Source organism: Sphaerisporangium corydalis, assembly GCF_025506355.1.
GTDB lineage: Bacteria > Actinomycetota > Actinomycetes > Streptosporangiales > Streptosporangiaceae > Sphaerisporangium > Sphaerisporangium corydalis.
In genome coordinates this window covers 55,231-79,833 of the sequence record NZ_JANZYP010000013.1, presented here as the reverse complement: position 1 = coordinate 79,833, position 24,603 = coordinate 55,231, and the positions used below count along the sequence as shown (strand labels likewise).

25 protein-coding genes are annotated in these 24,603 nt (G+C 70.9%); 14 read left to right on the top strand and 11 right to left on the bottom strand.

Annotation, left to right across the window (positions count from 1 at the left end; translation table 11 throughout):
• Positions 1-16: 16 nt before the first annotated feature.
• The 3 genes from NYZ98_RS12165 to NYZ98_RS12155 are packed head-to-tail and all read right to left on the bottom strand — an operon-like array spanning position 17 to position 3,607.
• Positions 17-1,663: an ABC transporter substrate-binding protein gene (locus NYZ98_RS12165; RefSeq protein ID WP_262842747.1), complete on the bottom strand. Its 1,647-nt coding sequence runs from the start codon at positions 1,661-1,663 to the stop codon at positions 17-19.
• Between the two features lie 58 nt (positions 1,664-1,721).
• Positions 1,722-2,594: a carbohydrate ABC transporter permease gene (locus NYZ98_RS12160; protein ID WP_262842746.1), complete on the bottom strand. Its 873-nt coding sequence runs from the start codon at positions 2,592-2,594 to the stop codon at positions 1,722-1,724.
• On the bottom strand, positions 2,591-3,607 hold the full coding sequence (locus tag NYZ98_RS12155) for an ABC transporter permease (protein ID WP_262842745.1): 1,017 nt from the start codon (positions 3,605-3,607) through the stop codon (positions 2,591-2,593). Before NYZ98_RS12155 ends, NYZ98_RS12160 begins: the two co-directional genes overlap by 4 nt.
• Positions 3,608-4,125: 518 nt before the next feature.
• Between NYZ98_RS12155 and ctaD the strand changes: the two genes are divergently transcribed.
• On the top strand, positions 4,126-5,775 hold the full coding sequence (gene ctaD, locus NYZ98_RS12150; protein WP_380706313.1) for an aa3-type cytochrome oxidase subunit I: 1,650 nt from the start codon (positions 4,126-4,128) through the stop codon (positions 5,773-5,775).
• 24 nt (positions 5,776-5,799) lie between these two features.
• Here the strand turns inward: ctaD and urtE are convergent, their stop codons facing one another.
• From urtE to urtA, 5 genes are all read right to left on the bottom strand, one after another.
• Positions 5,800-6,492, bottom strand: a complete 693-nt coding sequence (urtE, locus tag NYZ98_RS12145; protein WP_262842743.1) for an urea ABC transporter ATP-binding subunit UrtE — start codon at positions 6,490-6,492, stop codon at positions 5,800-5,802.
• Positions 6,492-7,352 (bottom strand): urea ABC transporter ATP-binding protein UrtD, encoded by an 861-nt coding sequence (urtD, locus tag NYZ98_RS12140; protein WP_262842741.1) that lies wholly within the window; start codon positions 7,350-7,352, stop codon positions 6,492-6,494. The genes urtE and urtD overlap by 1 nt, the downstream gene beginning before the upstream one ends.
• Positions 7,349-8,449, bottom strand: a complete 1,101-nt coding sequence (gene urtC, locus NYZ98_RS12135) for an urea ABC transporter permease subunit UrtC (RefSeq protein ID WP_262842740.1) — start codon at positions 8,447-8,449, stop codon at positions 7,349-7,351. Before urtC ends, urtD begins: the two co-directional genes overlap by 4 nt.
• Positions 8,446-9,312, bottom strand: a complete 867-nt coding sequence (gene urtB / locus NYZ98_RS12130) for an urea ABC transporter permease subunit UrtB (protein WP_262842738.1) — start codon at positions 9,310-9,312, stop codon at positions 8,446-8,448. Before urtB ends, urtC begins: the two co-directional genes overlap by 4 nt.
• Before the next feature lie 263 nt (positions 9,313-9,575).
• On the bottom strand, positions 9,576-10,808 hold the full coding sequence (gene urtA, locus NYZ98_RS12125; RefSeq protein ID WP_262842736.1) for an urea ABC transporter substrate-binding protein: 1,233 nt from the start codon (positions 10,806-10,808) through the stop codon (positions 9,576-9,578).
• A gap of 325 nt (positions 10,809-11,133) precedes the next feature.
• Between urtA and NYZ98_RS12120 the strand changes: the two genes are divergently transcribed.
• The 6 genes from NYZ98_RS12120 to NYZ98_RS12095 are packed head-to-tail and all read left to right on the top strand — an operon-like array spanning position 11,134 to position 15,830.
• Complete coding sequence (locus tag NYZ98_RS12120; protein ID WP_262842735.1) at positions 11,134-11,436, top strand: urease subunit gamma; 303 nt, start codon at positions 11,134-11,136, stop codon at positions 11,434-11,436.
• Positions 11,433-11,822: an urease subunit beta gene (locus NYZ98_RS12115; protein ID WP_316249559.1), complete on the top strand. Its 390-nt coding sequence runs from the start codon at positions 11,433-11,435 to the stop codon at positions 11,820-11,822. Before NYZ98_RS12120 ends, NYZ98_RS12115 begins: the two co-directional genes overlap by 4 nt.
• Positions 11,815-13,539, top strand: coding sequence for an urease subunit alpha (locus tag NYZ98_RS12110; RefSeq protein ID WP_262842734.1), 1,725 nt, complete (start codon positions 11,815-11,817; stop codon positions 13,537-13,539). The genes NYZ98_RS12115 and NYZ98_RS12110 overlap by 8 nt, the downstream gene beginning before the upstream one ends.
• Before the next feature lies 1 nt (position 13,540).
• A complete protein-coding gene (locus NYZ98_RS12105; protein WP_262842733.1) occupies positions 13,541-14,362 on the top strand; it encodes an urease accessory protein UreF in 822 nt (273 codons plus the stop codon).
• A complete protein-coding gene (gene ureG, locus NYZ98_RS12100) occupies positions 14,352-15,050 on the top strand; it encodes an urease accessory protein UreG (protein WP_262842732.1) in 699 nt (232 codons plus the stop codon). The genes NYZ98_RS12105 and ureG overlap by 11 nt, the downstream gene beginning before the upstream one ends.
• Positions 15,051-15,053: 3 nt before the next feature.
• Entirely contained in the window at positions 15,054-15,830 is a 777-nt protein-coding gene (locus NYZ98_RS12095; RefSeq protein ID WP_262842731.1) for an urease accessory protein UreD, read from the top strand.
• 11 nt (positions 15,831-15,841) lie between these two features.
• Here NYZ98_RS12095 and era read toward each other — a convergent pair whose 3' ends face one another.
• Genes era through NYZ98_RS12080 form a run of 3 tightly spaced genes read right to left on the bottom strand, consistent with a single transcriptional unit; the run spans position 15,842 to position 17,770 of the window.
• Complete coding sequence (gene era, locus NYZ98_RS12090) at positions 15,842-16,762, bottom strand: GTPase Era (protein WP_262842730.1); 921 nt, start codon at positions 16,760-16,762, stop codon at positions 15,842-15,844.
• 9 nt (positions 16,763-16,771) lie between these two features.
• Positions 16,772-17,110 carry a cytidine/deoxycytidylate deaminase family protein gene (locus tag NYZ98_RS12085; protein WP_262842729.1) on the bottom strand — a complete coding sequence of 113 codons (339 nt, stop codon included), beginning with the start codon at positions 17,108-17,110 and terminating at the stop codon, positions 16,772-16,774.
• 9 nt (positions 17,111-17,119) lie between these two features.
• On the bottom strand, positions 17,120-17,770 hold the full coding sequence (locus tag NYZ98_RS12080; RefSeq protein ID WP_262842728.1) for a hypothetical protein: 651 nt from the start codon (positions 17,768-17,770) through the stop codon (positions 17,120-17,122).
• 307 nt (positions 17,771-18,077) lie between these two features.
• Here NYZ98_RS12080 and NYZ98_RS12075 point away from each other — a divergent pair, with 307 nt between their 5' ends.
• From NYZ98_RS12075 to NYZ98_RS12045, 7 genes are all read left to right on the top strand, one after another.
• Complete coding sequence (locus NYZ98_RS12075) at positions 18,078-19,247, top strand: S8 family serine peptidase (protein WP_262842726.1); 1,170 nt, start codon at positions 18,078-18,080, stop codon at positions 19,245-19,247.
• Positions 19,248-19,561: 314 nt separating this feature from the next.
• Positions 19,562-21,694 (top strand): serine/threonine-protein kinase, encoded by a 2,133-nt coding sequence (locus tag NYZ98_RS12070; protein ID WP_262842725.1) that lies wholly within the window; start codon positions 19,562-19,564, stop codon positions 21,692-21,694.
• Between the two features lie 73 nt (positions 21,695-21,767).
• The gene (locus NYZ98_RS12065) at positions 21,768-22,184 is read left to right on the top strand and encodes a YbaB/EbfC family nucleoid-associated protein (RefSeq protein WP_262842724.1); all 417 of its coding nucleotides are present in this window, start codon (positions 21,768-21,770) and stop codon (positions 22,182-22,184) included.
• Positions 22,185-22,287: 103 nt separating this feature from the next.
• On the top strand, positions 22,288-23,229 hold the full coding sequence (locus tag NYZ98_RS12060) for an SseB family protein (RefSeq protein ID WP_262842723.1): 942 nt from the start codon (positions 22,288-22,290) through the stop codon (positions 23,227-23,229).
• The gene (locus tag NYZ98_RS12055) at positions 23,226-23,609 is read left to right on the top strand and encodes a hypothetical protein (RefSeq protein ID WP_262842722.1); all 384 of its coding nucleotides are present in this window, start codon (positions 23,226-23,228) and stop codon (positions 23,607-23,609) included. The genes NYZ98_RS12060 and NYZ98_RS12055 overlap by 4 nt, the downstream gene beginning before the upstream one ends.
• Positions 23,610-23,897: 288 nt before the next feature.
• A complete protein-coding gene (locus tag NYZ98_RS12050; protein ID WP_262842721.1) occupies positions 23,898-24,269 on the top strand; it encodes a YbaB/EbfC family nucleoid-associated protein in 372 nt (123 codons plus the stop codon).
• Positions 24,270-24,274: 5 nt separating this feature from the next.
• On the top strand, positions 24,275-24,598 hold the full coding sequence (locus NYZ98_RS12045) for a hypothetical protein (RefSeq protein WP_262842720.1): 324 nt from the start codon (positions 24,275-24,277) through the stop codon (positions 24,596-24,598).
• Positions 24,599-24,603: the final 5 nt, after the last annotated feature.

The following is a 24,603-nucleotide window of genomic DNA, read 5'->3' as shown; positions in this document are numbered from 1 at the left end:
CATCATCAGGGGCCGGTCAGCCGTGCTGCTTCTTGTACCGCTCGTAGGCGCCGTTCACCAGCCCGAGGTAGGCCGGCATGTTCATCCCTTCGAGCTCCTTGACGTAGGCGTCCCAGTCGCCGAAGTCGCGCTTGCCGAGGATGAACTTCAGCGTGTTCTGGGTGACGTGGTCCTTCAGCGGCGTCTCCCACAGGGTCGCCTGCTCGCGCTCCTCGTCGGTGAGCGGGTGCGGCGGCTCCACCGGCAGGGCCTTCCTGGCGTTCATCACCTTCTGGAACGCCTTCTCCTCGTCGGAGAAGGTCGACTCCAGCAGCTCGGTGGTCCCGCCGTAGGCGAACACGCCGTTGGCGAAGCCGAAGTCCTTCTGCAGGTGCTTCGGTGCCTTGGGGTTGAGCCCGACGATGTCGACGTCCGGCGCCGGCTTGTACGCGCCGGGCCCGTCCTTGGTGTACGTGACCCCCTCGACGCCCCACTTGGCGAACTCCTCGCCCGCGTCGGAGTACCAGAGCCAGTCGATGAACTGCATCATCGCGACGAAGTCCTTGCTGTCGCGGGCCTTCTTGGAGATCATGACGCCGTTCTCCAGGCGGGTGATGTGGTGCCCGGCCTTGACCGGCCCGAGCGGCCCCACGGGAACGGGGATCTTGACGAGCGTGGCCTTCGGGTTCGCCTTGGCCAGCGGCGGCCGGTACTCGTTGACCAGCGACTGCGCGTTCGAGCTGATCACGAACGACTTGCCGGACACCAGTTTCTGGATCGCCAGGTCGTCGGTCTGCGTGAAGCTCTCCGGGTCGAGCAGCTTCTCCTTCACCAGCGTGCCGAGGTACTGGAGCATCTGCTTGTACGGCTCGGAGGCGCCGGTGAAGACGAACTTCTGGGTGGTGTCATCCCAGATCACCCCGTTGCGGTACCCCCAGCCGCCGGGAGCGCCGTAGGCCAGGCCCATGACGTTCAGCAGCGAGCCGCCGGGCGTGGGGACGCCCCACCGGTCGGACATGGGGTAGGAGTCGGGGTACTCCTGCTTCATCGCCTTCAGCACGGTGTGCAGGTCGTCCCAGGTCTCGGGGATGGCGAGCCCGAGCTTGTCCAGGACGTCGGTGCGGATCGCCAGGGAGTAGTCCACCCAGTAGTCCTGGTGGAGCCCGGGTAGCAAGTAGAACCGGCCGTCCGCCTGGCGCAGGGTGTCCACGTCGCCCTTGAGGTTCCACCTGGCGATCTTGTCGGTGAAGTTCGGCATCAGGTCGAGGTACTCGCTCACCGGCAGGATGGCGCCGGAGGCGACGAACGGGGTCTCCTGGGCGGGGTAGGTCTTCGGGATGATGGGCGGGGCGTCGCCGGCGCCGATCACCAGGCTGCGCTTGTTCTCGTAGTCGCTGAGCGGCACCACGCTCGGCTGGATCGTCACGTTGGTCCGCTTGCCGAGCTCCGACCAGAACAGCCAGTCCTTCTTCATCGGGTAGAAGGGGTGGTTGTTGTACAGGACGGTGAAGGACAGCGGCGCGGTGGCCTTGAACTGCTTGCCGGGGCCGTAGTCCGTCATCGCGCCGGTCCGGTTGGCCGAGAAGTCGTCGGTCTTCTTCTTGGCGCCGTCGTCGCCGCAGCCGGCCAGGACGACGAAGGCACCCATCGCGAGCATCGCCTGACGCCGGTTCACCTGGTACATGGGAGTCCTTTCCGCAAAACGGGGGTGGGTGGAGGGCGACTGAGGCGACCGGCGGGGGCTATCCCTTGACCGCGCCGAGCATGACCCCGGTGATGAAGTACCGCTGGACGAAGGGGTAGATCCCCAGGATGGGCAGGATGGTGAGCACCATGGTCACCGACTTGATGTTGGCCGCGACCGTCAGGTCCATGGCGTCGGCGCCGACGGACGAGGCGCCGGTGGCGCCGGCGATCAGGTTGCGCAGGAAGATCGTCACGGGGAAGAGGTCGGTCTGGCTCATGTACAGGAAGGCGGCGAACCAGGAGTTCCAGAACGCGACGGCGTAGAAGAGCAGCATCGTGGCGATCACCGCCTTCGACAGCGGCAGCACGATCCGGAGCAGGATGCCGTAGGTGCTCATGCCGTCGATCGCGGCGGCCTCCTCCAGCTCGGCCGGCAGCCCTTCGAAGAACGTCTTCATGATCAGGAGGTTGAAGACGTTGACGGCGTTCGGCAGGACGATGGCCCAGATGGCGTCCTTCATCCCGAGGCTGGTGATCAGGACGTAGTTGGGGATGAGGCCGCCGGAGAAGAACATGGTGAAGACGGCGATCCCGATCAGGAACGTGCGTCCCTTGAGGTCCTTCTTGGACAGGACGTAGGCGTAGCAGGTGGTCAGGAACATGGCGATCAGCGTGGCGACGACCGTGTACACCACGGTGTTGCGGTAGTTCGTCCAGAAGGTCGGGTCGGAGACCACGTACTCGTACGTCGTGAAGGTGAACCCGCGCGGGATGAGGTTGACCTGGCCCGACCGGATGGCGTTCTCGTCGGACAGCGAGCGGGCGACGATGTTGACGAAGGGGTACAGGGTCACGATCACGACGCCGGTGAGGATGACGCCGTTGACCCACTGGAACACGCGGTGGCCCCTGCCGCGGTCCACGGTCACCACAGGCTCGTCCCCACCGCGCGCCGGGAGATCAGGTTCGCCGACAGGACCAGGGTCAGCCCGATCAGGGCCTCCAGCAGGCCGATCGCCGCCGCGTAGCTGAAGTTGTTGGAGACCACGCCCATGCGGTACAGGTACGTGGAGATCACGTCCGCGGTCGGGTACGTCAGCGGGTTGTAGAGCAGCAGGATCTTCTCGAAGCCGACCGCCATGAACGCGCCGATGTTGAGGATCAGCAGGGTGACCGCGGTCGGCCGGATGCCGGGCAGGGTGACGTGCCAGGTCTGGCGCCATCGGCCCGCGCCGTCGATGCGGGCCGCCTCGTAGAGCTGGTCGTCGATGGTCGTCAGCGCGGCGAGGTAGAGGATCGTCCCCCACCCGACGGTCTGCCACATCTCCGAGGAGACGTAGATCGTGCGGAACCACTCGGGCTGCTGGATGAACGCGATGGGATCGCCGCCCGCGCCGCGCAGGATCTGGTTCACCGGCCCGTCGACCGACACCAGCTCGACGATCAGTCCGGCCACGACCACCATCGACAGGAAGTGCGGCAGGTAGGACACCGACTGGACGAACCGCTTGAGGCGCTGGTGCCGGACCTCGTTGATCAGCAGCGCGAGCATGATCGGCATGGGGAAGCAGAACAGCAGGGTCAGCGTGCCGAGGATCAGCGTGTTGGTGAACACGTGCCAGAACGTCGGGTCGCTCAGGAACAGCCGCACGTAGCGCAGGCCCACCCACTCCTCGCCCAGCACGCTGCCGCCGGGCTCGAACTTCCGGAAGGCGATCACGTTGCCGATCATCGGCAGGTAGCGGAACACCGCGAAGAACAGCAGCGGGAGGATCGCGAGCGAGTAGAGCCGCCAGTCGCGGCGCAGCGCCTGACGCCAGGTGCGGCTTGGATAGCGCTTTCCCGACGGGCGAACGGAACTCGGCCGGTGCGCGCCACGGGGGTCGGATGACGTGCTTACGGCACCCGGCGCGGCGACCGCGTCGTCCAGCTGATCGCGCATGCCATCCCTCTCGGCCGACGACGGTGTCATCCCTCACAGGCCGCGAAGGTCACGACTGTGCATCCGAAACTTTCAAGGTCGCGCATTAATATTGCGGAAATATAGGCGTCCTGTAGGGGTACGTCAAGAGCGCGGTCAACCCGTGGGGCCCGTTATCCGGCGCCCTTTCACGGTCAGGGGCGCGCCACATTGAGATCGGGTCCGCTGCCGAAACTTTCGGGAGGTCAGAGCGGCGGATGGCCGGATTCACGACCATCGCCGGGCCCGCGCCGGGCCGTCCCGACGCTCCGCCAGGACCGTTCCGAATGAACGTTTCATTCCGCCGAAGCCGAGCCGGGACGAGGCCGCCGTGGAGCGAACCGGCGAGCCCGCGCTTTGGTCAAGAAAGCCTGGCCGATGTGCTTTGTGTTTTTGCTGGCTGTTTCGGCGCTACGCACCATTCGCACGCTGTAATCGGAATACGACGGGAAGTAGCCGTGCCGGGAGGTGGGGACGTGCGGACGACAAAAGATCTCGGGATCGCCGGCGAGGAGCGACGGCCCCTGACGAAGGGGCGGCTCGTCCTCAAGTGGGCGTCCACGACGGATCACAAGGTGATCGGCAACCTGTACCTCGTCACGTCGTTCCTGTTCTTCCTGCTGGCCGGCGCGCTGGCGATGCTCATCCGGGCCGAGCTGGCCCGTCCCGGCCTGCAGTTCGTCACCCAGAAGCACTACAACGAGCTGTTCACCATGCACGGCGCGCTGATGCTCCTGCTGTTCGCGACGCCGCTCTTCGCCGGGTTCGCCAACGCGATCATGCCGCTGCAGATCGGTGCCCCCGACGTGGCCTTCCCCCGGCTGAACATGGTGAGCTACTGGCTGTTCCTGTTCGGCGGCCTCATCGTGATCTCCGGGTACCTCATCGCGGACGGCCCGGCGGACTTCGGCTGGACCGCCTACATGCCCCTGGCCGGCGACACCTACTCGCCGGGCGTCGGCAAGGAGTTGTGGATCATGGGGCTGGTCCTGTCCGGCCTCGGCACGATCCTCGGCTCGGTCAACTTCATCACCACGATCATCTGCATGCGGGCCCCCGGCATGACGATGTTCCGCATGCCGATCTTCACCTGGAACGTCCTGCTCACCAGCGTGCTGGTGCTGCTGGCGTTCCCGGTGCTGGCCGCCGCGCTGCTGGCCATGGAGGCGGACCGCAGGCTGGGCGCGCACATCTACGACCCCGAGACCGGCGGCGCCCTGCTGTGGCAGCACCTGTTCTGGTTCTTCGGCCACCCCGAGGTCTACATCATCGCGTTGCCGTTCTTCGGCATCATCACCGAGGTCCTGCCGGTCTTCAGCCACAAGCCGGTGTTCGGCTACATCGGGCTGGTCGGCGCGACGATCGCCATCGCGGGGCTGTCGGCGACGGTCTGGGCGCACCACATGTTCGTCACCGGCCACGTCCTGCTGCCGTTCTTCTCGTTCATGTCGTTCCTCATCGCGGTCCCGACCGGGGTGAAGTTCTTCAACTGGGTCGGCACGATGTGGCGCGGCCACCTGACGTTCCCCACGCCGATGCTGTTCGCCGTCGGGTTCCTGGTCACGTTCCTGTTCGGCGGGCTCACGGGGGTCGTCCTGGCCTCGCCGCCGCTGGACTTCCAGGTCAGCGACTCCTACTTCGTCGTCGCCCACTTCCACTACGTGGTGTTCGGCACCGTCGTGTTCGCGATGTTCGCCGGGTTCTACTTCTGGTGGCCGAAGCTCACCGGGAAGATGCTGAACGACACGCTCGGCAAGTGGCACTTCTGGCCGCTGTTCATCGGCTTCCACATGACGTTCCTCGTCCAGCACTGGCTCGGCGCCGAGGGGTTCCCCCGCCGGTACGCCGACTACGCGGCGGCCGACGGTTTCAGCGGCAAGAACCTGGTCTCGTCGATCGGCGCGTTCATCCTGGGCGCCTCGACGCTGCCGTTCCTGTACAACATCTGGCACACCTGGCGGCACGCCCCCAAGGTGACGGTGGACGACCCGTGGGGTTTCGGGAACTCGCTCGAATGGGCCACCTCGTGCCCGCCGCCCCGGCACAACTTCACCCGGCTGCCGCCGATCCGGTCCGAGCGGCCCGCCTTCGACTACCACTACACCCACCTGCACGCGGCGGCGCAGCCCATCGAGCCCCCGCGGGAGTGAGCGCCCGCGAAGGGCCCTCGCGGATCAGACGGCCAGCAGCCGGTGGACCTCCTCCCCGCGCAGCTCCTCGGCGGTGCCGGCGTGCACGACGTGACCCGCGTCGAGGATGAGGAACCGGTCGGCGAGGCGCAGCGCCAGATCGAGGTACTGCTCGACGAGGAGCACGGCGAGCCCGGAGGCGTGCAGGTGCTCGATGGCCTCCTCGATCTCCAGGATGATGGACGGCTGGATGCCCTCGGTGGGCTCGTCCAGGATCAGCAGCTTGGGCCGGGTGACCAGGGCGCGCGCCATGGCCAGTTGCTGCTGCTGCCCGCCGGACAGAAAGCCCGCCCGCTTCTTCAGCAGCGGTTTCAGCCGGGGGAAGACCGTGAGGGCCTCCTCGATCGCGGCCGGGTCCTTGTGCGGGGACGCCTCCAGGGTCACCAGCAGGTTCCCCATCACGCTGAGCTGCGGAAACGTCTCGTGACCCTGGGGGACGTAGCCCAGGCCGAGCCTTACCCGTTCGTGCGGCGTCAGCCGCGTGACGTCCTTGCCCTCGAAGGTGACGGTGCCCGCCGTGGCGGGCAGCACCCCCATGACGGTGTTGAGCAGCGTGGTCTTGCCCACGCCGTTGCGTCCCATGACGCAGACCAGGCGGCCCGGCTCCACCTCGAACGACACGCCGAACAGCACGCGCGCCCTGCCGTACCCCGCCTCCAGGCCCTGTACCGACAGCATCACGTCACCTCTCCGGCGGCCGAGCCGACAGCCGCTCCCTCGGCCGGCTCCGCGCCGGCCGAACCCGTGCGGCCCTCACCGGCCGCACCCGCACGGCCGCCGCCGGCCGGACGCTTGTCCCTGTCCTCGGCGCGGCCGAGGTAGACCTCCTGGACGCGCGGGTCGGACCTCACCTGGTCCACCGAGCCCTCCACGAGCACCTTCCCCTCGTGCAGGACGGTCACCTGGGAGGCGTACCGCCGCAGGAAGTCCATGTCGTGCTCGATCACGATCACGGTGTGGTCCTTGGCAATCTCGACGAGCAGTTCCCCGGTTCGGGACCGCTCCTCGCCCGACATCCCGGCCACCGGCTCGTCGAGCAGCAGCAGCCGGGGCCGCTGGGCGATGAGCATGCCGATCTCCAGCCACTGCCGCTGCCCGTGGGACAGCACCCCGGCGGGCCGGGCGGCGAGCGCGTCCAGGCCGGTGGTCGCCATCGCCGCCTCGACGGCCGCAGACACCCCGCGCCGCCGCCGCGCCAGCGACCACAGCGGCCGGCGGAAGGACGCGGCCAGGTCGAGGTTCTCCACGACGGTGAGCTGCTCGAACACCACCGAGGTCTGGAACGTGCGCCCGACGCCCATGCGGACGATCTCGTGCTCCTTGCGCCCGACCAGGTCCCAGCCCTCGAACCGCACCGAGCCCGAGGCCGGCCGGGTCAGGCCGGTGATCACGTCGATCAGGGTGGTCTTGCCCGCGCCGTTGGGGCCGATGAGGAAGCGCAGCTCCCCCTGTTCGACGGTGAAGTCGACCCCGTCGATCGCCCGGAACCCGTCGAAGACCACCGACAGGTCCCGCACCTCCAGCAGGGTGCCGCTCACGCGCGCGCCCTCCTTCCCGGGAGAAGGTCGCGCAGCGTCGCGGCCAGGCCGAAGATCCCCTTGGGCGCCAGTGTCATGACCAGGATGAACAGCGCTCCTTGCAGGTAGAGCCAGCCGTCGGCGAACTCCTCGCTGAAGGAGGTCTTGGCGTACCCCATGACCACGGCCCCGAGCACGGCCCCGGCCAGCGAGAACCGGCCGCCGACCGCGACCGCGACGACCAGTTCCAGGGACGGGACCACGCCGAGCAGCGCGGGCGAGATGATGCCGACGACGGGCACGAACAGCGCCCCCGCCAGGCCGGCCATGCCCGCCGAGACGGCGAACGTGATCGTCTTGATCGTCGCGGGGTTGTAGCCGAGGAAGCGCACCCGGTCCTCGCCGTCCCTGATCGCGACCAGCAGCCGGCCGAACCTGCTCCTGACGAGCTGCCAGGCGACCAGGTACAGCACGCCGAGGACGGCGGCCACGACGACGTACAACCCGCGCTGGGTCCCGTCGGCGGCGAGGTCCTGGCCGAACAGGTCGAAGAAGTTGGTCAGGCCGTTGGTCCCGCCGGTCAGCCCCTGCTGGCCGACCAGCAGGATGACCATCGCGGCGGCGAGCGCCTGGGTCAGGATCGCGAAGTAGGCGCCGCGCACGCGCTGCCGGAACACCAGGGAGCCGAGCAGCACCGCCAGCAGGACCGGGCCGACGACCGCGAAGGCGATGGCGAAGACGGGGTTCTCGAACGGGATCCACAGCGCGGGCAGCCGCTCCACGCCGCTCCACACCATGAAGTCCGGCAGGTCGCCGCCGGCGTCGTGCAGTTTGAGGTACATGCCCATGGCGTAGCCGCCGAGGCCGAAGAACACGCCCTGGCCGAGGGTGAGCATGCCGCCCTGCCCCCACGCGAGCCCGATGCCGAGCGCGACGATGCCGAAGCAGAGGTACTTGGCCAGCAGGCCGAGGCGGAACGGCTCCAGCAGCAGCGGCGCGACGACCAGCGCCAGCACGGCGATCAGGACGAAGACGGACGGGCCGCGGAGCCGGTCGCGCCAGGAACGGCCGGGGGCGGGCGGGGCGACGGGCGCGGCGTCGCGCACGGTGGCGGTCATGTGAGCGCCCGGGACCGAAGGACGAACATGCCCTGCGGCCGTACCTGGAGGAACGCGATGATGGCCACGAAGACGATCACCTTGGCGAGGCTCGCGTTGGTCCAGAACTCCGCGTAGGAGTTGAGCAGGCCGAGCGCGACGGCCGCGATGACCGCGCCGCGGAGCTGCCCGAGGCCGCCCGCGACCACGACGAGGAACGCGTCCACGATGTAGTAGGTGCCGAGTGCCGGTCCCACCGGGCCGATCAGCGTGAGCGCGACCCCGGCGATCCCGGCGAGGCCGGAGCCGATGAAGAACGTGCGCTGGTCCACCCGTCCGGTGTTGATGCCCATGACGGCGGCGAGCTGGCGGTTCTGCATGACCGCCTGCATGCGGCGGCCGTGGGACGTGCGGTTCATGTACCCCCAGATCGCCACGACGCTGCCGACGGCCAGCGCGAAGATGAACAGCCGGTTGTAGGGCAGGATGCCGAGGCCGCCCTGCAGCCAGGCGGGCGCCTGCACCTGCACGTTGGGCGCGCCGAACAGGTCCCTGGCGAGCTGCTGCAGCACCAGGCTGACGCCCCAGGTGAGCAGCAGGGTGTCGAGGGGGCGGCCGTAGAAGTGCCGGATCGCGGTCCGCTCCAGGATCAGGCCCATGAGCCCGGCCACGGCGAACGCGACCGGCAGCGCCACCAGCACCGCCTGGCGCCCGGCCCAGCCCTGGAGCAGGTACGCGGTGTAGGCGCCGGCCATGATGAACTCGCCGTGCGCCATGTTGATCACGCCCATCTGGCCGAACGTGAACGTCAGGCCGAGCGCGATGAGCAGCAGTACCGCCCCGATCGAGAGGCCGATGGGGAGCTGGTTGACTATGGCCTCCACCGCCGCCTCGCCTCCCGCGCGTTCCCCGCCGTCTCCGCCGGCCGCCGAGCGGCCGTCTCGCTGTCGCTGATGGCGATCTCCTCCGGCTCGTGCCTGCCTGGTGCCTGGTGCCTGGTCCCGTACGGTTCCGGAACGCGGGCGGCGCCGCGTCGCCGCGCCGCGGTGATGTCCGCGGTCGGGTCGCCGCCCACGTTCCGGACCGTCGTGGGTGGCCGGGTGGAGACTCCCCCTCTACCCGGCCACGTCGTGGTGGCGTCCCGCCGTCAGGCGAGGCCGCCGGCCCAGGGGTAGGTCTTGAGGTAGGGGTCGGGCTTGATCGGTTTGCCGGAGTTCCAGACCTCCTTGATCTGGCCGTCCGTCTCGATCACGCCGATCCTGGCGGTCTTGTAGATGTGCTGGTTCTCGCCGTCGATGGTCACCGAGCCCTCGGGGCGGTCGAGCGTGATGCCGCCCGCGGCCTTCTTCACGGCCTCGACCTCGGTGCTGCCGGCCTTCTTCACGGCCTCGGCCCACAGGTAGACGGCGTTGTAGCCGGCCTCCATGGGGTCGGAGGTGACCCGGTCGGGCCCGTACTTGGCCTTGAACGCCTCGACGAACTTCTTGTTGGCCGGGTTGTCGGTGGTCTGGTAGTAGTTCCACGCCACGAGGTGGCCGGCGATGTTGTCGACGCCGATGCCCTTGACCTCTTCCTCGGCGACGCTCACCGACATGACGGGCATCTGCTCGGCGGTGACGCCGGCGCTCTTCAGTTGCTTGAAGAAGGCCACGTTGCTGTCGCCGTTCAGCGTGTTGAACACCGCGTCGGGTTTGGCCTGGACGACCTTGTTGACGAGGGTGCTGTATTCGGTGTGCCCCAGCGGCGTGTATTCCTCGCCGAGGACCTGCATTCCGTTCGCCGCCGCGTACGCCTTGATGATTTTGTTGGCGGTCCGCGGAAAGACGTAGTCGCTGCCGACCAGGAAGATTCTCTTCTTTCCCTTTTCCTTGAGATAGTCGAGCCCGGGGACGATCTGCTGGTTCGTCGTGGCGCCGGTGTAGAAGATGTACGGGGAGCTCTCCAGGCCCTCGTACTGCACCGGGTACCACAGCAGCGCCTTGCGCTTCTCGAACACGGGGAGCATCGCCTTGCGGCTCGCGGAGGTCCAGCCGCCGAACACGGTGGCGACCTTGTCCTGCGCGATGAGCTTGGTGGCCTTCTCGGCGAAGGTCGGCCAGTCCGACGCGCCGTCCTCGACCACGGGGACGAGTTTCTTGCCCAGCACGCCGCCGGCCGCGTTGATCTCCTCGATGGCGAGCAGCTCGGAGTCACGCACGGTGACCTCGCTGATCGCCATGGTGCCGCTCAGGGAATGCAGGATGCCGACCTTGATGCTGGAGGCGTCCCCTCCTGCCGCGGCCGTTCCGCCGCCGGTCGTCGAGGACTGCCCACCACAGGCGGCGAGCCCGGTTGCCAGGACCGCGACCACGGCCCCGATACGCCAAGCTGAATTCCGCAATTACTCCTCCTTGCCGATACGGCCCCCGCACCGACCCATCTGCCGCCAAGGTGATCGAGCGAGGTTTCCCGTTGACGTCGGAATTGTTAATTGCCGTTTACCGGCTCATCACCGCAACAACACGATCGGCCTTCATGGCCTGACCGTATAAGGTGTTCAAGGGACAGATCCGGTGAATTCGGGAAGGCCGGGGACGGCCGCCGCGCCGGGCCGGAGATTCGGCGCGCCGGGCCGGAAGGCGGAATACGCGGGGCCGTGAACGGCCGACACACAGTGGAAATGCCGCCGTCACGTCACGGAAACCACCGTTGCCTAAGGTCCGGCCATGCGGCTCACCCCACACGAACAGGAACGCCTGCTCATTCACGTCGCGGCGGGCGTCGCCAGGGACCGCCAGGCCAGGGGGCTGCGTCTCAACCACCCGGAGGCCACCGCGATCATCGCCTCCTTCCTCCTGGAAGGGGCCAGGGACGGGCGGACCGTGGCCGACCTCATGGAGGCGGGACGCAAGGTGCTCCGCCGCGAGGACGTGATGGAGGGGATCCCCGAGATGCTGGAGTCGGTGCAGATCGAGGCGACGTTCCCTGACGGCACCAAGCTGGTCACCGTCCACCGGCCGATCCAATGACGGCGGCCCCCGGCGAGCCCGGCGCGGCGCACGACGGGCCCGGCGCGATGACGCCGGGAGAGATCGTCCACGGCGGGGCGCCGATCCCGCTGAACCCGGGCCGGGAGCGGGTCACGCTGCGCGTGGTCAACACCGCCGACCGGCCGATCCAGGTGGGGTCGCACTACCACTTCGCCGCCGCCAACCCCGGTCTGACGTTCGACCGGGACGCCGCGTGGGGCAGGCGGCTCGACGTGCCCGCCGGCACGGCCGTCCGGTTCGAGCCGGGCATCGAGCGGGACGTGAGCCTGGTCCCGATCGCCGGCCTCCGCGTCGTCCCCGGGCTACGCCCGGAGTGGGCCGGGCCGCTCGACACACGTGCACCTGACGGGGGTTCGCATGACTGAGCCGACGATCGGCCGTTCCCGGTACGCCATGCTCTACGGCCCGACGACCGGGGACCGGATCCGGCTCGCCGACACCGACCTGTTCATCGAGGTGACCGAGGACCGCAGCCAGGGTCCGCAGGGCGCGGGCGACGAGGTCGTCTTCGGCGGCGGCAAGGTGATCCGCGAGTCCATGGGGCAGGCCAGGACGACCCGCGCCGAGGGCGCGCCCGACCTGGTGATCACCGGCGCGGTGATCCTGGACCACTGGGGCGTGGTCAAGGCCGACATCGGCGTCAGGGACGGGCGGATCACCGCCATCGGCAAGGCCGGCAACCCCGACACGATGGACGGCGTCCACCCCGAGCTGGTGATCGGCCCCTCCACCGAGATCCTGGCCGGCAACGGCAAGATCCTCACGGCGGGGGCGGTCGACTCGCACGTCCACCTGATCTGCCCGCAGATCGTGGACGAGGCGATCGGCGCGGGCGTGACCACGGTCGTCGGCGGCGGCACCGGCCCCGCGGAGGGCACCAAGGCGACCACGGTCACCGGCACGTGGTACCTGGCGCGCATGCTGGAGTCGATGGACGGGATGCCGGTCAACGTCGCGCTCCTCGGCAAGGGCAACACCGTCAGCGCCGACGCGCTGACCGAGCAGCTCAGGGCCGGCGCCTCGGGCTTCAAGCTGCACGAGGACTGGGGCACCACGCCGGCCGCCATCGACGCCTGCCTGCGCGTCGCGGACGCCACGGGCGTGCAGGTCGCCATCCACACCGACACCCTCAACGAGGCCGGGTTCGTCGAGTCGACGCTCCAGGCCATCGGCGACCGGATGATCCACGCTTACCACACCGAGGGGGCGGGGGGCGGGCACGCCCCCGACATCATCCGCGTGGCCGGGTACGCCAACGTGCTGCCGTCCTCGACGAACCCGACGCGCCCGCACACGGTGAACACGCTCGACGAGCACCTCGACATGCTCATGGTGTGCCACCACCTCAACCCGGCGGTGCCCGAGGACCTGGCGTTCGCCGAGTCGCGCATCCGGCCGACGACGATGGCCGCCGAGGACGTGCTGCACGACATGGGCGCGATCTCGATGATCGGCTCCGACTCCCAGGCGATGGGCCGGGTCGGCGAGACGATCATCAGGACCTGGCAGACCGCGCACGTGATGAAGAGGCGCAGGGGGGCGCTGCCGGGCGACGGGCCGGCGGACAACCTTCGCGCCCGCCGCTATGTCGCGAAATATACGATCTGTCCGGCGATCGCGCACGGGCTGGACGACCACGTCGGGTCGGTGGAGACCGGCAAGCTGGCCGACCTGGTCCTGTGGGAACCGGCGTTCTTCGGGGTGAAGCCGCACCTGGTGGTCAAGGGCGGCGTCATCGCCTACGCGCAGATGGGCGACGCCAACGCCTCCATCCCGACGCCGCAGCCGGTGATGCCCCGGCCGATGTTCGGCGCCGCCCCGGTGACCGCCGCCGCCACGTCGCTGCACTTCGTCGCGCCGCTCGCCATCGAGGACGGCCTGGCCGACCGGCTGCGGGTCCAGCGCCGGCTGGTCCCGGTCGCCGACGTGCGGCGGCGGGGGAAGTCGTCCATGCCGCTGAACGACGCCCTGCCGGCCATCGAGGTGGATCCGGACACGTTCGCGGTCCGGGTGGAGGGTGAGGCGATCGAACCGGCCCCGGCCGAGGTGCTCCCCATGGCCCAGCGCTACTTCCTGTTCTGACATGAACGCGGCGCTGCTGCTCCTCGCCGACTCCCGCCTCCCCGCCGGTGGCCACGGCCACTCCGGAGGCGCGGAGGAGGCGGTCCGCGTCGGGGCGATCACCGGCCCCGGGGACCTGGCACGGTTCCTGCGCGGCCGGCTCGCCACGGCCGGCCTGGTCGCCGCCGCCCTGTCCGCCGCCGCCTGCGCCCTGGCCGCCCGGGACGACGCGTCCGCCGTGGACGAACCGGGCCGCTCGTACGAACCGGGCCGCTCGGACGAACCGGGCCGCTCGTACGAACCGGGCCGCTCGTACGAACCGGACCGCTCGTACGAACCGGGCCGTTCGGGGGAACCGGACCGCTCGGGTGGGGGGGCCGAGGGTGAGTGGCGCGGGCTGGACGCGGAGGCGGACGCCCGTGCGGCCTCGCCCGCGCAGCGGGGCGCGAGCCGCACCCAGGGCCGGCTCCTGCTGCGCAGCGCCCGGAGGATCTGGCCCTCCCCCGCCCTGGACGCCCCGGCGCGGGCCGTGCCGCAGGGCGTCCACCATCCGATCGCCCTCGGCGCGGTGTCGGCCGCCGCCGGATGCTCCCCCCATGACGCGGCGCTCGCCACCGCGTACACCTCGATCACCGGGCCCGCCACAGCGGCGGTCCGGCTTCTCGGGCTCGACCCCGTCGTCGTGCACCGCGTGCTCGCCGGCCTCGTTCCCGATCTCGAAAGCGTGGCGCGCACGGCATGCGCCCGCACCGCGTGGGAGGACCTTCCCGCGCACGCCGCTCCCGCACTCGACCTGCTGGCCGAACAGCACTTACGCACGGAGGTACGGCTCTTTGTCAGCTAACCACGACGACCGTCACGACTCTCCCGATCCGCACGGAAGGGCGCTGCGCCTCGGCGTCGGCGGCCCGGTCGGAAGCGGCAAGACCGCGCTCGTCGCCGCGCTGTGCCGCACGCTCGGGCCGGTGCTCCGGCTGGGCGTGGTCACCAACGACATCTACACCACCGAGGACGCCGACTTCCTGCGCAGGGCCGGGGTGCTCGACCCCGAGCGCATCATCGCGGTGCAGACCGGCTGCTGCCCGCACACCGCCATCCGCGACGACATCGCGGCCAACCTCGACGCGGTCGAGAGCCTGGAGGAGCGTTTCGGCCCGCTGGACCTGGTGATCGTGGAGAGCGGCGGGGACAACCTGACCGCGACCTTCAGCAGAGGGCTCGCCGACCACCAGATCTTCGTGCTGGACGTGTCCGGCGGCGACAAGGTGCCCCGCAAGGGCGGCCCTGGCGTCACCACCGCCGACCTGCTGGTGATCAACAAGACCGACCTCGCCAAGCACGTCGGCGCGGACCTGACCGTGATGTCCAGGGACGCGGCGGCCGTGCGGGAAGGCAGGCCGGTCCTGTTCACCTCGATCAGGGAGGTCCCTGAGGTGTACTCGGTGGCGGAGTGGGTGCACGGGGTGGTCGAGTCCTGGGCGCACGCCCGCGAGCACCCGCACGGCCCGGCCGTCCCGACCACCAACGCCTGATCGGTGGACGCGCGGGCGGCGATCGCGACCGAGTCGGCGGGCGGCCGCACCGTGCTGGGCACGCTGCGGTCCGACCCGCCGCTCACCATGCGCCAGACCGGTCCGGTCACCGTCCACCTGGTGTCGACCGCGGCGGGCCCGCTCGGCGGCGACCACCTGGAGCTGCGGATCGACGTGGCGCCGGGGACGTGCCTGGAGATCGCCTCGGTCGCGAGCACGCTCGTGCTGCCGGGACCCGGCGAGTCGGTCACCGTCGTGGAGGCGCGGGTGGGTGCGGGTGCCACGCTGCGGTACGCGCCCGAGCCGACCGTCCTGGCCGCCGGCTGCGCCCACCGCATGATCGTGCGGCTGGCGCTGGAGGAGGGCGCCTCGGTGACCTGGCGTGAGGAGATCGTCTTCGGCCGGTACGGCGAGCGGCCGGGCACCTGCCACTCGCGCTTCGACGCGACGATCGGGGGCGTGCCCCTGCTGCGGCAGGAGTTCGTCGTGGGCGACCCCGCCGTGGACGGCAGCCCCGCGGTGTACGGGGACGCGCGCTGCGTCGGCAGCGTCCTGGTCGTCCGCCCGGAGCCTCCCGGCCCGCCGTTCGCGGACGCCCCCGCCGCCGGCCGTACGGACAAGCCGCCCACCTCCGGCCGTCTCACCGAACCCGTTCTCGCGGAGGGGTGCGTGGTGCTGCCGCTGGCGGGCCCGGGGACGCTGGTGTCGGCCCTGGCCCCGGACGCGGCGGCGCTGCGCGAGCGGCTGACCTGGGGGGAGGCCCGGGCGACGCGGTCGTAGCCGGGGGTGGCTCAGTCGTAGAAGCCGAGGCGGCGGAGCTGCTTCGGGTCGCGCTGCCAGTCCTTGGCGACCTTGATGCGCAGGTCGAGATAGACGTGGGTGCCCAGCAGGGCCTCGATCTGCTTGCGCGCGCGGCTGCCGACGTCCTTGAGCCTGGCGCCCTTGGGCCCGATCACGATGGCCTTCTGCGAGGGGCGCTCGACGAACATGTGCGCGTACACGTCGAGGAGGTCGTCGCGGCCCTCCCGGGGGGTCATCTCCTCGACCACCACGGCGATGGAGTGCGGCAGCTCGTCGCGCACGCCCTCCAGGGCGGCCTCGCGGATCAGCTCGGCGACCAGTTGCTGCTCGGGCTCGTCGGTCAGCTCGCCCCCGGGGTACAGCGGCGGGGAGAACGGCAGCCGGTCGACGAGCTGGTCGCGCAGGACGTCGAGCCGCTCCCCCGTCTCCGCCGACACCGGGATGATCTCGGCGAATTCGGCGAGCCCGGAGACGGCGAGCAGCCGGGCGGCGATCTGCTCGCGGGTGGCGAGATCGCATTTGGTGAGCACGGCGACGACGGGCGTCTTCTTGACGGCCGCGAGCTTCTCGGCGATGAAGCGGTCGCCCTTGCCGAGCGGCTCGTCGGCGGGCATGCAGAAGCCGATGACGTCGACCTCGGTCAGGGTCGAGAGCACCAGGCTGTCGAGGCGCTCGCCGAGCAGGGTGCGCGGCCGGTGCAGGCCGGGGGTGTCGATGATGACGAGCTGGGCGTCGGGCCTGGTGACGATGCCCCGCACGGCCCTGCGGGTCGTCTGTGGCTTGGACGAGGTGATCGCCACCTTGGCGCCGACCAGCGCGTTCATCAACGTCGACTTGCCGACGTTGGGCCTGCCGACGAAGCAGGTGAAGCCGGAACGGAACTCAGTGGCAGAGGAACTCACGTCACCCATTGTCGCCGATCAGATGTACCGCCCCTTCACGGTGCCGTCGGTCCCGGCCATGAAGATGATCGCGTTGCCGAGGTCCTGGACCACCGCCATGTCCTGCTCGGCGGGCTCCTCCTCCTCGCTGACCAGGGCCGCGGCCTCCAGGGAGACGGCACCGCTGGACACGGCCATGGCGACCGCGACCTGGACGGCGGACAGTTTGAGCGAGGGCAGGTCGACGTTGGTCGCGGTGTAGGTGCGGCCGGTCTCGTCACGGACGGCGGCGCCCTCGGCGGTCCCGTTGCGGGCGCGCACGGCGCGGGCCAGAGTGATGATCTTGCTGTCCTCGGGGCCGAGGGTCGTCTCAGTCACCGGCCCAGATTACTCGGCTGCCCGCCCGACCCTGGCGGCGACGACGGCGGCCAGCTTCGCGGTCCGCTCGGGGTCGAGCCTGGCCAGGCCCGTGTGGACCAGCGAGATCAGCATGTCGCCCGAGCGGACCACGACCAGGTGCATCTCGTAGGGGTAGCCGCCGACCCGGCCCCTGAACCGCCGCGCCTCGACCCCGTCGCCGATGGCGCCCACCGGCAGCTCGGAGCCGACCAGCCGGTCGCCGCCGCCCGCCGTGCGCACCGAGGCGACCGCGCAGTCGCGCATGAGGCCGGCGACGCTGCGCAGGGCCTCGCGGGCCCCTGAGGGGGCGTAGGCGGCCAGGACGACCCCGGTGGACTCGCCCAGCCGGCCGCCGCGGAAGGAGGTGGCCTCGTGGGTGGCGGACGCCAGGTCCCCGGCCTTGCCCTCGGCGAGGTCGAAGAGCCGGCCGCACTGCCGGTTCGCGGGGTGGAAGGGCGACTGCCAGGCCGCCTCGGCGCGGTCGGTGAAGTCCACGGACGGGTCGTCCATATCGGCCAGCGCCTTGCTCGCCCGCCTCAGCTCCTCGTTCCCGCCGGGCGCGCCGAACAGGCCGTGGCCGCAGGCCCCCGCCGTCGCGGCGACCAGGGCGCAGGCAAGGACCGCACCGGTGACGCGCATCGTGCTCCCCCGAATCCCGCCGGACGGGACCCCCCGCGTCCCGTCTGAGGAAATCCTGCCCGGTCGGCAAAAGGCGCAATCTCCTGGTTGATGTGGGGATTCTCCCGCGAATGGCGGGCGGCGCGGCTACGGTGACGGTCGTATTGAGCTATATGCATATACGCGGAGATATGTTGCCAGCGCGTACCGTGATCACCTGGCCCCCATCTCGAAATCAACCGGTCGAGGGGTATTCGCTAGGCTTCCCGGTCGTATCCATGCCGCGATCCGCCCATAGCGGGCACCTGGCGAGAGATGGAGCTGAAGCATGGCCGGTCGGGGGATTCTGACCAGCTTTCTGGCCGTGGCGCTCGCGGTGGGGCCGAGCACGGCCGCCGCCGCGGCCCCGCCCGTCGCGGAACCGTGCTCGCCCCCTCGGGGCGGCAGCCAGGTCGGCGAGTCGTGGGGGCAGCGCCGGCTCGCGTTCACCGGGGTCTGGCCGCTCACCCAGGGCGAGGGCGTGACCGTGGCGCTGATCGACAGCGGCGTGGACACCCGCCACCCGCAGGTGCGCGTCGCCCGCTCGATCGACCTGACCGGGACAGGGACGCTGGACTGCGTCGGGCACGGCACGGCGGTGGCGGGGATCATCGCGGGGGCGGACATGAAGCAGATCCCCTTCGTCGGCGTGGCCCCCAAGGCCCGGCTCATCTCCATCAAGCAGACCAACAGCGAGCGAGGGGACGTGTCCCTGCTCGTCCAGGCGATCCGGCAGGCGGCCGACCTCGGCGCCAAGGTCATGAACATCTCCATCCAGACGAGCGACCAGCCCGACCTGAAGAACGCCGTCGACTACGCGCTGGCCAAGGACGTCGTGATCGTGGCCGCCGCCGGCAACCTGCACCAGGGCGACGGCACCCCGGCGGCGATCTTCCCCGCCGCCTACCCGGGCGTGCTCTCCGTCGGATCGGCCGGGCCCGACGGAAGGCGCACCGACTTCTCCAACGCGGCCACCCCGGTGTCGGTCCTGGCGCCGGGCGCCGACATCACGAGCACCTGGCCCGGCGCCGCCTACCGCCAGGACCTCGAGGGCACCAGCTACGCGGCCCCGTACGTCGCCGGGGTGGCGGCCCTGGTGCGCTCGCGCCACCCCGAGCTGGACAACGTGCGCGTGCGGCGGCGCATCGAGCTGACCGCCGACGGCGCCTCCGGGGCGGGGACGGGCGGCGGCATGGTGAACCCCCTTTTGGCCGTGTCCGAAATCCTGCCCTCCGAGGTCGTGGCCATCGCCCCCAAGCAGCCCGGCGCGCTGCCGCCGGGCGTCGTGACCAAGGCGCGGCCCCCGGACCAGAAGGCCATCGACATCTCGGTGGGTGTCGCGGTGATCGCCGCGTGTGCGGCCGCCCTGGTCACGGCACTGGGCCTGGTGATCCCCCTGGGCCGGCGGCGGAACTGGAAACCGGGTCGCACGGAGCTGCAGAGCACCGGCAAGCCATAACCCGTACCCAGTCTTTCAGGACAAAGATCAACGAATCCGTAACATGTGATGCACACGTGACAAAATACGATAAGTGAGACCTCAATTTGTGGTGTCATGTTCCCGCGACACTTGAGCCACAGGGGAAGGCAGTAGGGGACATGCAGCCATTGCTTCCGGACGATCCCAGGCAAGTCGGGAAATACACCCTTCTCGGACGCCTGGGCCATGGGCCACGCGGAATTGTCTACCTTGGCCACCTCTCGGAAGAAGCGCAGGTCGGGGGTCAGGAAGGCCCCGCGGAAAGCGCGGCGGAAGCCACGTCCTCCGTCATCGTGAGCGAGGCCCCGGAGCCCGCGGCCGAGACCGCCGCCCCGGGCAAGCGCTTCGTCATCAAGCTGCTGCCCTCGTGGCCGGAGGCCGACGCCGACTCCCGCGCACGGGTCGTCGACGACCTCTCCTCCGCCCAGCGGGTCGCCAGCGCGTACGCCGTCAGGACCGTCGACGCCGGCTGGATCGGCGACCGCGCCTACGTCGTCCGCGAGCACGTCGAAGGCGGTTCCCTGCGCGAGGCCGTCGAGGCGAACGGGCCGGTCACCGGCGACGACCTCGAACGCATCGCCATCGGCAGCCTGACCGCGCTCACCGCCATCCACCTGGCCGGCATCGCGCACCGCGGGCTCACCGCCGACAACGTCCTGCTCGGCCCCGACGGGCCGCGCGTCTCCGACTTCGGCCTCGGCGAGACGGCCTACCGCTCCCCCGAGCAGGTGCGCGGAGAGCCCTCGGGCCCCGCCGCCGACGTCTTCGCCTGGGCGACCACGATCGCCTACGCCGCCACCGGCAGCGACCTGTTCGGCGACAGCGCCGAGGCCATCGCGACCGCACGGCCCGACCTGAGCACCCTGCCCACGCCGCTGCGCGACGTCGTCTCGGCCTGCCTGGCCAAGGTGCCCGCCGAGCGGCCGACCGCCCAGGGCGCGATGCTGTGGCTGCTGGGCGAGGAGAAGGCGGCACCGCCCGCCCCCTCGGTCCCCGCCGCCCCCGTCCCCGTCGTCCTGCCGCTCGCGGTGGAGCCGGCCTGGGTGGACGTGAACGGCACCGGCGACCCGGCTCCGGCCGGCACGATCGTGCCGGCGGCCGCCGAAGGCGAGGCCGAACCGGTCTGGGCGGTCCCCGCCGAGCCGCAGGCCTCCGAGTCGCAGGTGTGGGGCGCGCCCGCGCTGCCCGCCGAGGAGACCGGGCAGCTGGCTCTCCCGGCCGCGGCCGGGCAGGTCCCCCCGCCCGCCGCGCCCACGCGCAAGAAGAAGGCCGGCCACTTCCCCGTCGGCCTGGCGGCCGGCGTCGGCGTCGTGATCGGCCTGTCCGGTCTCGGGCTGTGGGGCGCCGGGCACTACTCGGGCGTCCAGCAGATCGGGCGGGTGGCCGCCGAGGGTCAGGCGAACAACGTCCCGATGCCGTCCGACGGCTCGGTGAACGTCGGCGGGGTGGGCGGCTCGACCGCGCCCCGGCCGCAGGTGACCGCTCCGTGGGCCCAGACGCCGAACCCGAAGGACACCGGCGTCTACCCGATGCAGATCACGACGGTCACCCCGTCGGTCGGTGTGCCGAGCTTCTCGGCGGCCCCGCAGTTCACCCCGCCGCCGATCCCCACGAACGTCCCGACGACCGCCACCCCCTCGAAGCCCGGGACGCCGACCCCGGCGCCCACGGTCACCGTGACCGCGACGCCGACGGTGACGCCGTCCGCCGAGGGGACGCCGACGCCCTCGGGCCCGACCGGGACCCCCGACCCGTCCGCCAGCGGGAGCCCCACCCCCGAGGCGACGCCGTCCGGCGGCGTCACCCCGACGCCCACGCCGACCACGTCGGAGAACAACCTGGTGCCCAACGGCACCCCGACCCCGACGCCCACCCCCACGCCGACCCCGACGCCGACGCCGACCGCTTCGGCCCCGGTCACGCCCCGCCCGACCCCCACCCCGACGGTGACCAAGAAGCCGGCGCCCAAGCCGACGGTCACCAGGACGGTCGTGCCCCGGCCCAGCCGGACGGCCACGCCCCGGCCGACGGTGACCAGGACGGTCGTGCCGAGGCCCAGCGCCTCCCGGCCCTCGGCCCCGCCGATGACCAGCCCGTACACGCCGCAGCGGGTCTGTGACGCGGCCGGCCAGGGCACCGGGTTCTTCGTCCAGCGGTCGCTGGCGTTCAACGGCGGCACCGCCTACCAGCTGTACAGCGCCGCCTCCGGCGCCAACTGCGTGGTGACGATGAAGACCACCTACCTCGGCACCGCCACTCCGGTGTCGGCCACCCTGGAGGTCCAGGGCGGCACCCCGGTCAGCGACGGCGGATCCTTCAAGTACTACGCCGGCCCGGTGATCCTCCAGGCCAAGGGCAAGTGCGTGAGGTTCGGCGGCACGACCGCCACCGGCTCGGCCACCTCGGTGTTCGGCAACTGCGGATAGCCGCCGGCCCTCGCGGGGGAGCCGTCACCGGCTCCCCCGCGCCACCGCACGCGACCCGGAGGATGACGATCGCATGACGACGAATGGTGGGCCGTTCGGGCCGTTCTCGCCGACCGGCGACCCTGAGGTCGACGAGGTGCTGAAGACGCTCAACGCGCAGTCGGCCGACTTCGAGGAGGCCGGGCGGCTGCTGTCGGAGACCGTCGGGCGCGGCGAGGCCGAGGAGGGACGCGTGGTCGTCGAGGTGCGGCCCAACGGGTCGCTCACGGCGCTGCGCATCGACCCCCGCGCGATGCGCCTCGGCTCCGAGGCCCTGGCCGAGGCGATCCTGCGCGCGGCCGGCGCGGCGGAGGCCGACGCCGCCGAACGGGCGGAGTCGCTGATGCTCCCGCTGTTCGGCGAGCCCGGCACACCCGGCCCCGGCCTGTACGTGCCGCCCCCCGGCACCGGCGACCCTGACGACTCCGGACGGCGCGGCCCCGGCCGCTGACGGCCCAGGTCCTCGGCCGCTGACGGCGCGTCCGAGTGGCCGTCGGACCGGACCGCCCGAGGGGCCATCGGGGTGGCACGCGCGACGACCTATAGTGATCGTCGTGCGGGAATGGGAACCGTCGAGCCCGTTCGAGGAAGGGCTCGGCTCGGCGTTCGCGGCGGGTGACCTCGCCCTCTGCCTGGGCATGCTGCGGAGCGCGGAGTTCGCGCTCCCGATCGGGCCCGCCGCCTCGGCCGGGCAGGTGCCGGTCGCCTGGCCCACCGTCCCCGGCGAGGACCGCACCTGGATCGCCGCGTACACCTCCGAGCCCGCGATGCGCTCCGGCGTCGGCGCGGTCCTGGAGCACCGCATCGTGTCGATGGCCGAGCTGGCCGCCGGGTGGCCCGACCTCCGCTGGGGGCTGGCGGTCAACCCCGGCCTCCCGGTGTCCTTCCTGCTGGAACCGGGGACGGTCGCCCGGCTCGCCGTGCCCTCGCTGGCCCAGGACCTCCTCGCCGAGCCCGGCTCCGGCATCCCCGTGGTGCAGAAGCTGCTGCGCCCCGCCGACCTGTACGCCTTCCTCGCCGACGGCGTCTCGCGGGTCTCCGGCTACTGCCACCACGCCCTGGACGTCGCGCACATCGCGACCCCCACCGTGCTCGCGGACGCCCTCGGACACACGGAGCAGGAGGGCGTGGTCACCGAGGAGGGGTCGGTGAACATCCTGCGGTGGCGGGTGGCCGGGCCGCACCTGTACCGCACCCCGTACGGCGGCACCGACGAGGAGACCATGGCCGCCGTGGCCGGGTGGGTCATCGAGGAGCCTCCGTTCGTCGGGATGGGGCTGGTGCCGAACGTCGACCAGCTCATCCGCGAGTACAAGGTCGACGGTGTCGGGCTGCCGCACGGCGCGGAGATCCGGGAGCTGACCGCCTCGGGGGTCGAGCGGCGCCGCGCCGTGTACGACGGCGACCTCGAACGGTGGATGCTGGTCCAGGTCCTGCCGTACGGCGAGGCCGCCGGGGACGGCGCCGGCGCGTACGCCCAGGGCGGGCCCGTATGAGGTGGCATTCCTACCGCGCGCGCTGGCGGGGGGCCGACTACGAGGCGAGCGCCGAGCCCCGCGCGGACGGGCTGTGGATGCGGTTGCGCGTCACCGCGCCCGCCGAGGGGTTCGACGAGGTGGCGCCGGGCCGCCACGTCCGGCCCGTGCGGGCGGAGGAGTGCGAGGCGGTGCTGTTCGTCACGATGACCGGGCGGTGGCGGGGCGCCGAGTGCCAGGTGCACGACGAGCGCGAGGGCGAGCTGCTCGTCGAGTACACCGGAGGGCGGCTGCCGGTCGCGCGGGAGCTGGGGCTGGAGCGCGTCGAGCGGGGCGTCCACCGGGCGTGGGTCCCCCGGCACGAGGTCGTGGATCTCCGGGAGCACGCCGTTCCTCTGTGACGGCTGTGCGTTGTGGGTGTCACGGGACTGTTTCCGGGTACGTTCCGAGCGCTCGGTTAGGCCCGACTTTCGCCATCAGACGACAATAATTCGGACATATGGCGCAATTTCCCGCTACGGGATCACAATGCTTGCCGAACGACATTCCAAAATGCCAGAATGACCGCTCAAAGCGACTGTTTCCCTGGGGTTAGGCAACGGTTACGGTGCCGTTAAGCACATGGAACCGGCCGGACAGGTGCTTGAGGGGGTCATGTGGAGCCGTTCGAGGGACCGAGCGGGGGGGATATGCAGGCCTATGCCGAGGAGCTGCGTGCCACCTTCGCGCGCCTGCAGGAAGAAGCGCCGGCCGTGCACGAGAAGGCACGGGCCGTCCAGATCACGGAGAAGTCGCGCGACGGGCTCATCTCGGCGACCGTGGGACCGCGCGGCGACCTCATCCGGCTCGACATCGACCCCCGCGTCTACCGGCGCCCCGACTCGCGCGAACTGGCCGACTCGATCACCGAGACCGTCCACCGGGCCGCCGAGAAGGCCCAGGACAGGGTCATCGAGCTCTTCGAGCCGCTGATCCCGGCCGAGCAGATGAAGGCGCACCTCGATGGGGACCTCGGGGGCGTGCTCGACCAGATGGCCGCGCAGATGCTCGGGGAGAAGTGACCGCCATGCCGCAGGACGTCGACATCCACGCGCAGGCCGCCGGCCTCGGGCTCGCCCAGTGGGACACCGCCACCGCCGACCTGTCCAAGGTCTGGGCCGACGGCATCGCCAGGATCCAGCGGCTCGCCGCCGCCGCGCCGTGGGGGCACGACTCCGCCGGGACCAACTTCCAGACGGCCTACACCAAGGACGGCGGGCCGGACCGCATGCACCAGGACGGCGACCGGATCATGAAGGACATCGCCGCCCTGGGCGCCAAGGTGCGCACGGCCGTCACCCGATCCCGCGACACCGACAGCCAGACCACAGAGACGATCAGAAGCATCTGATCGAC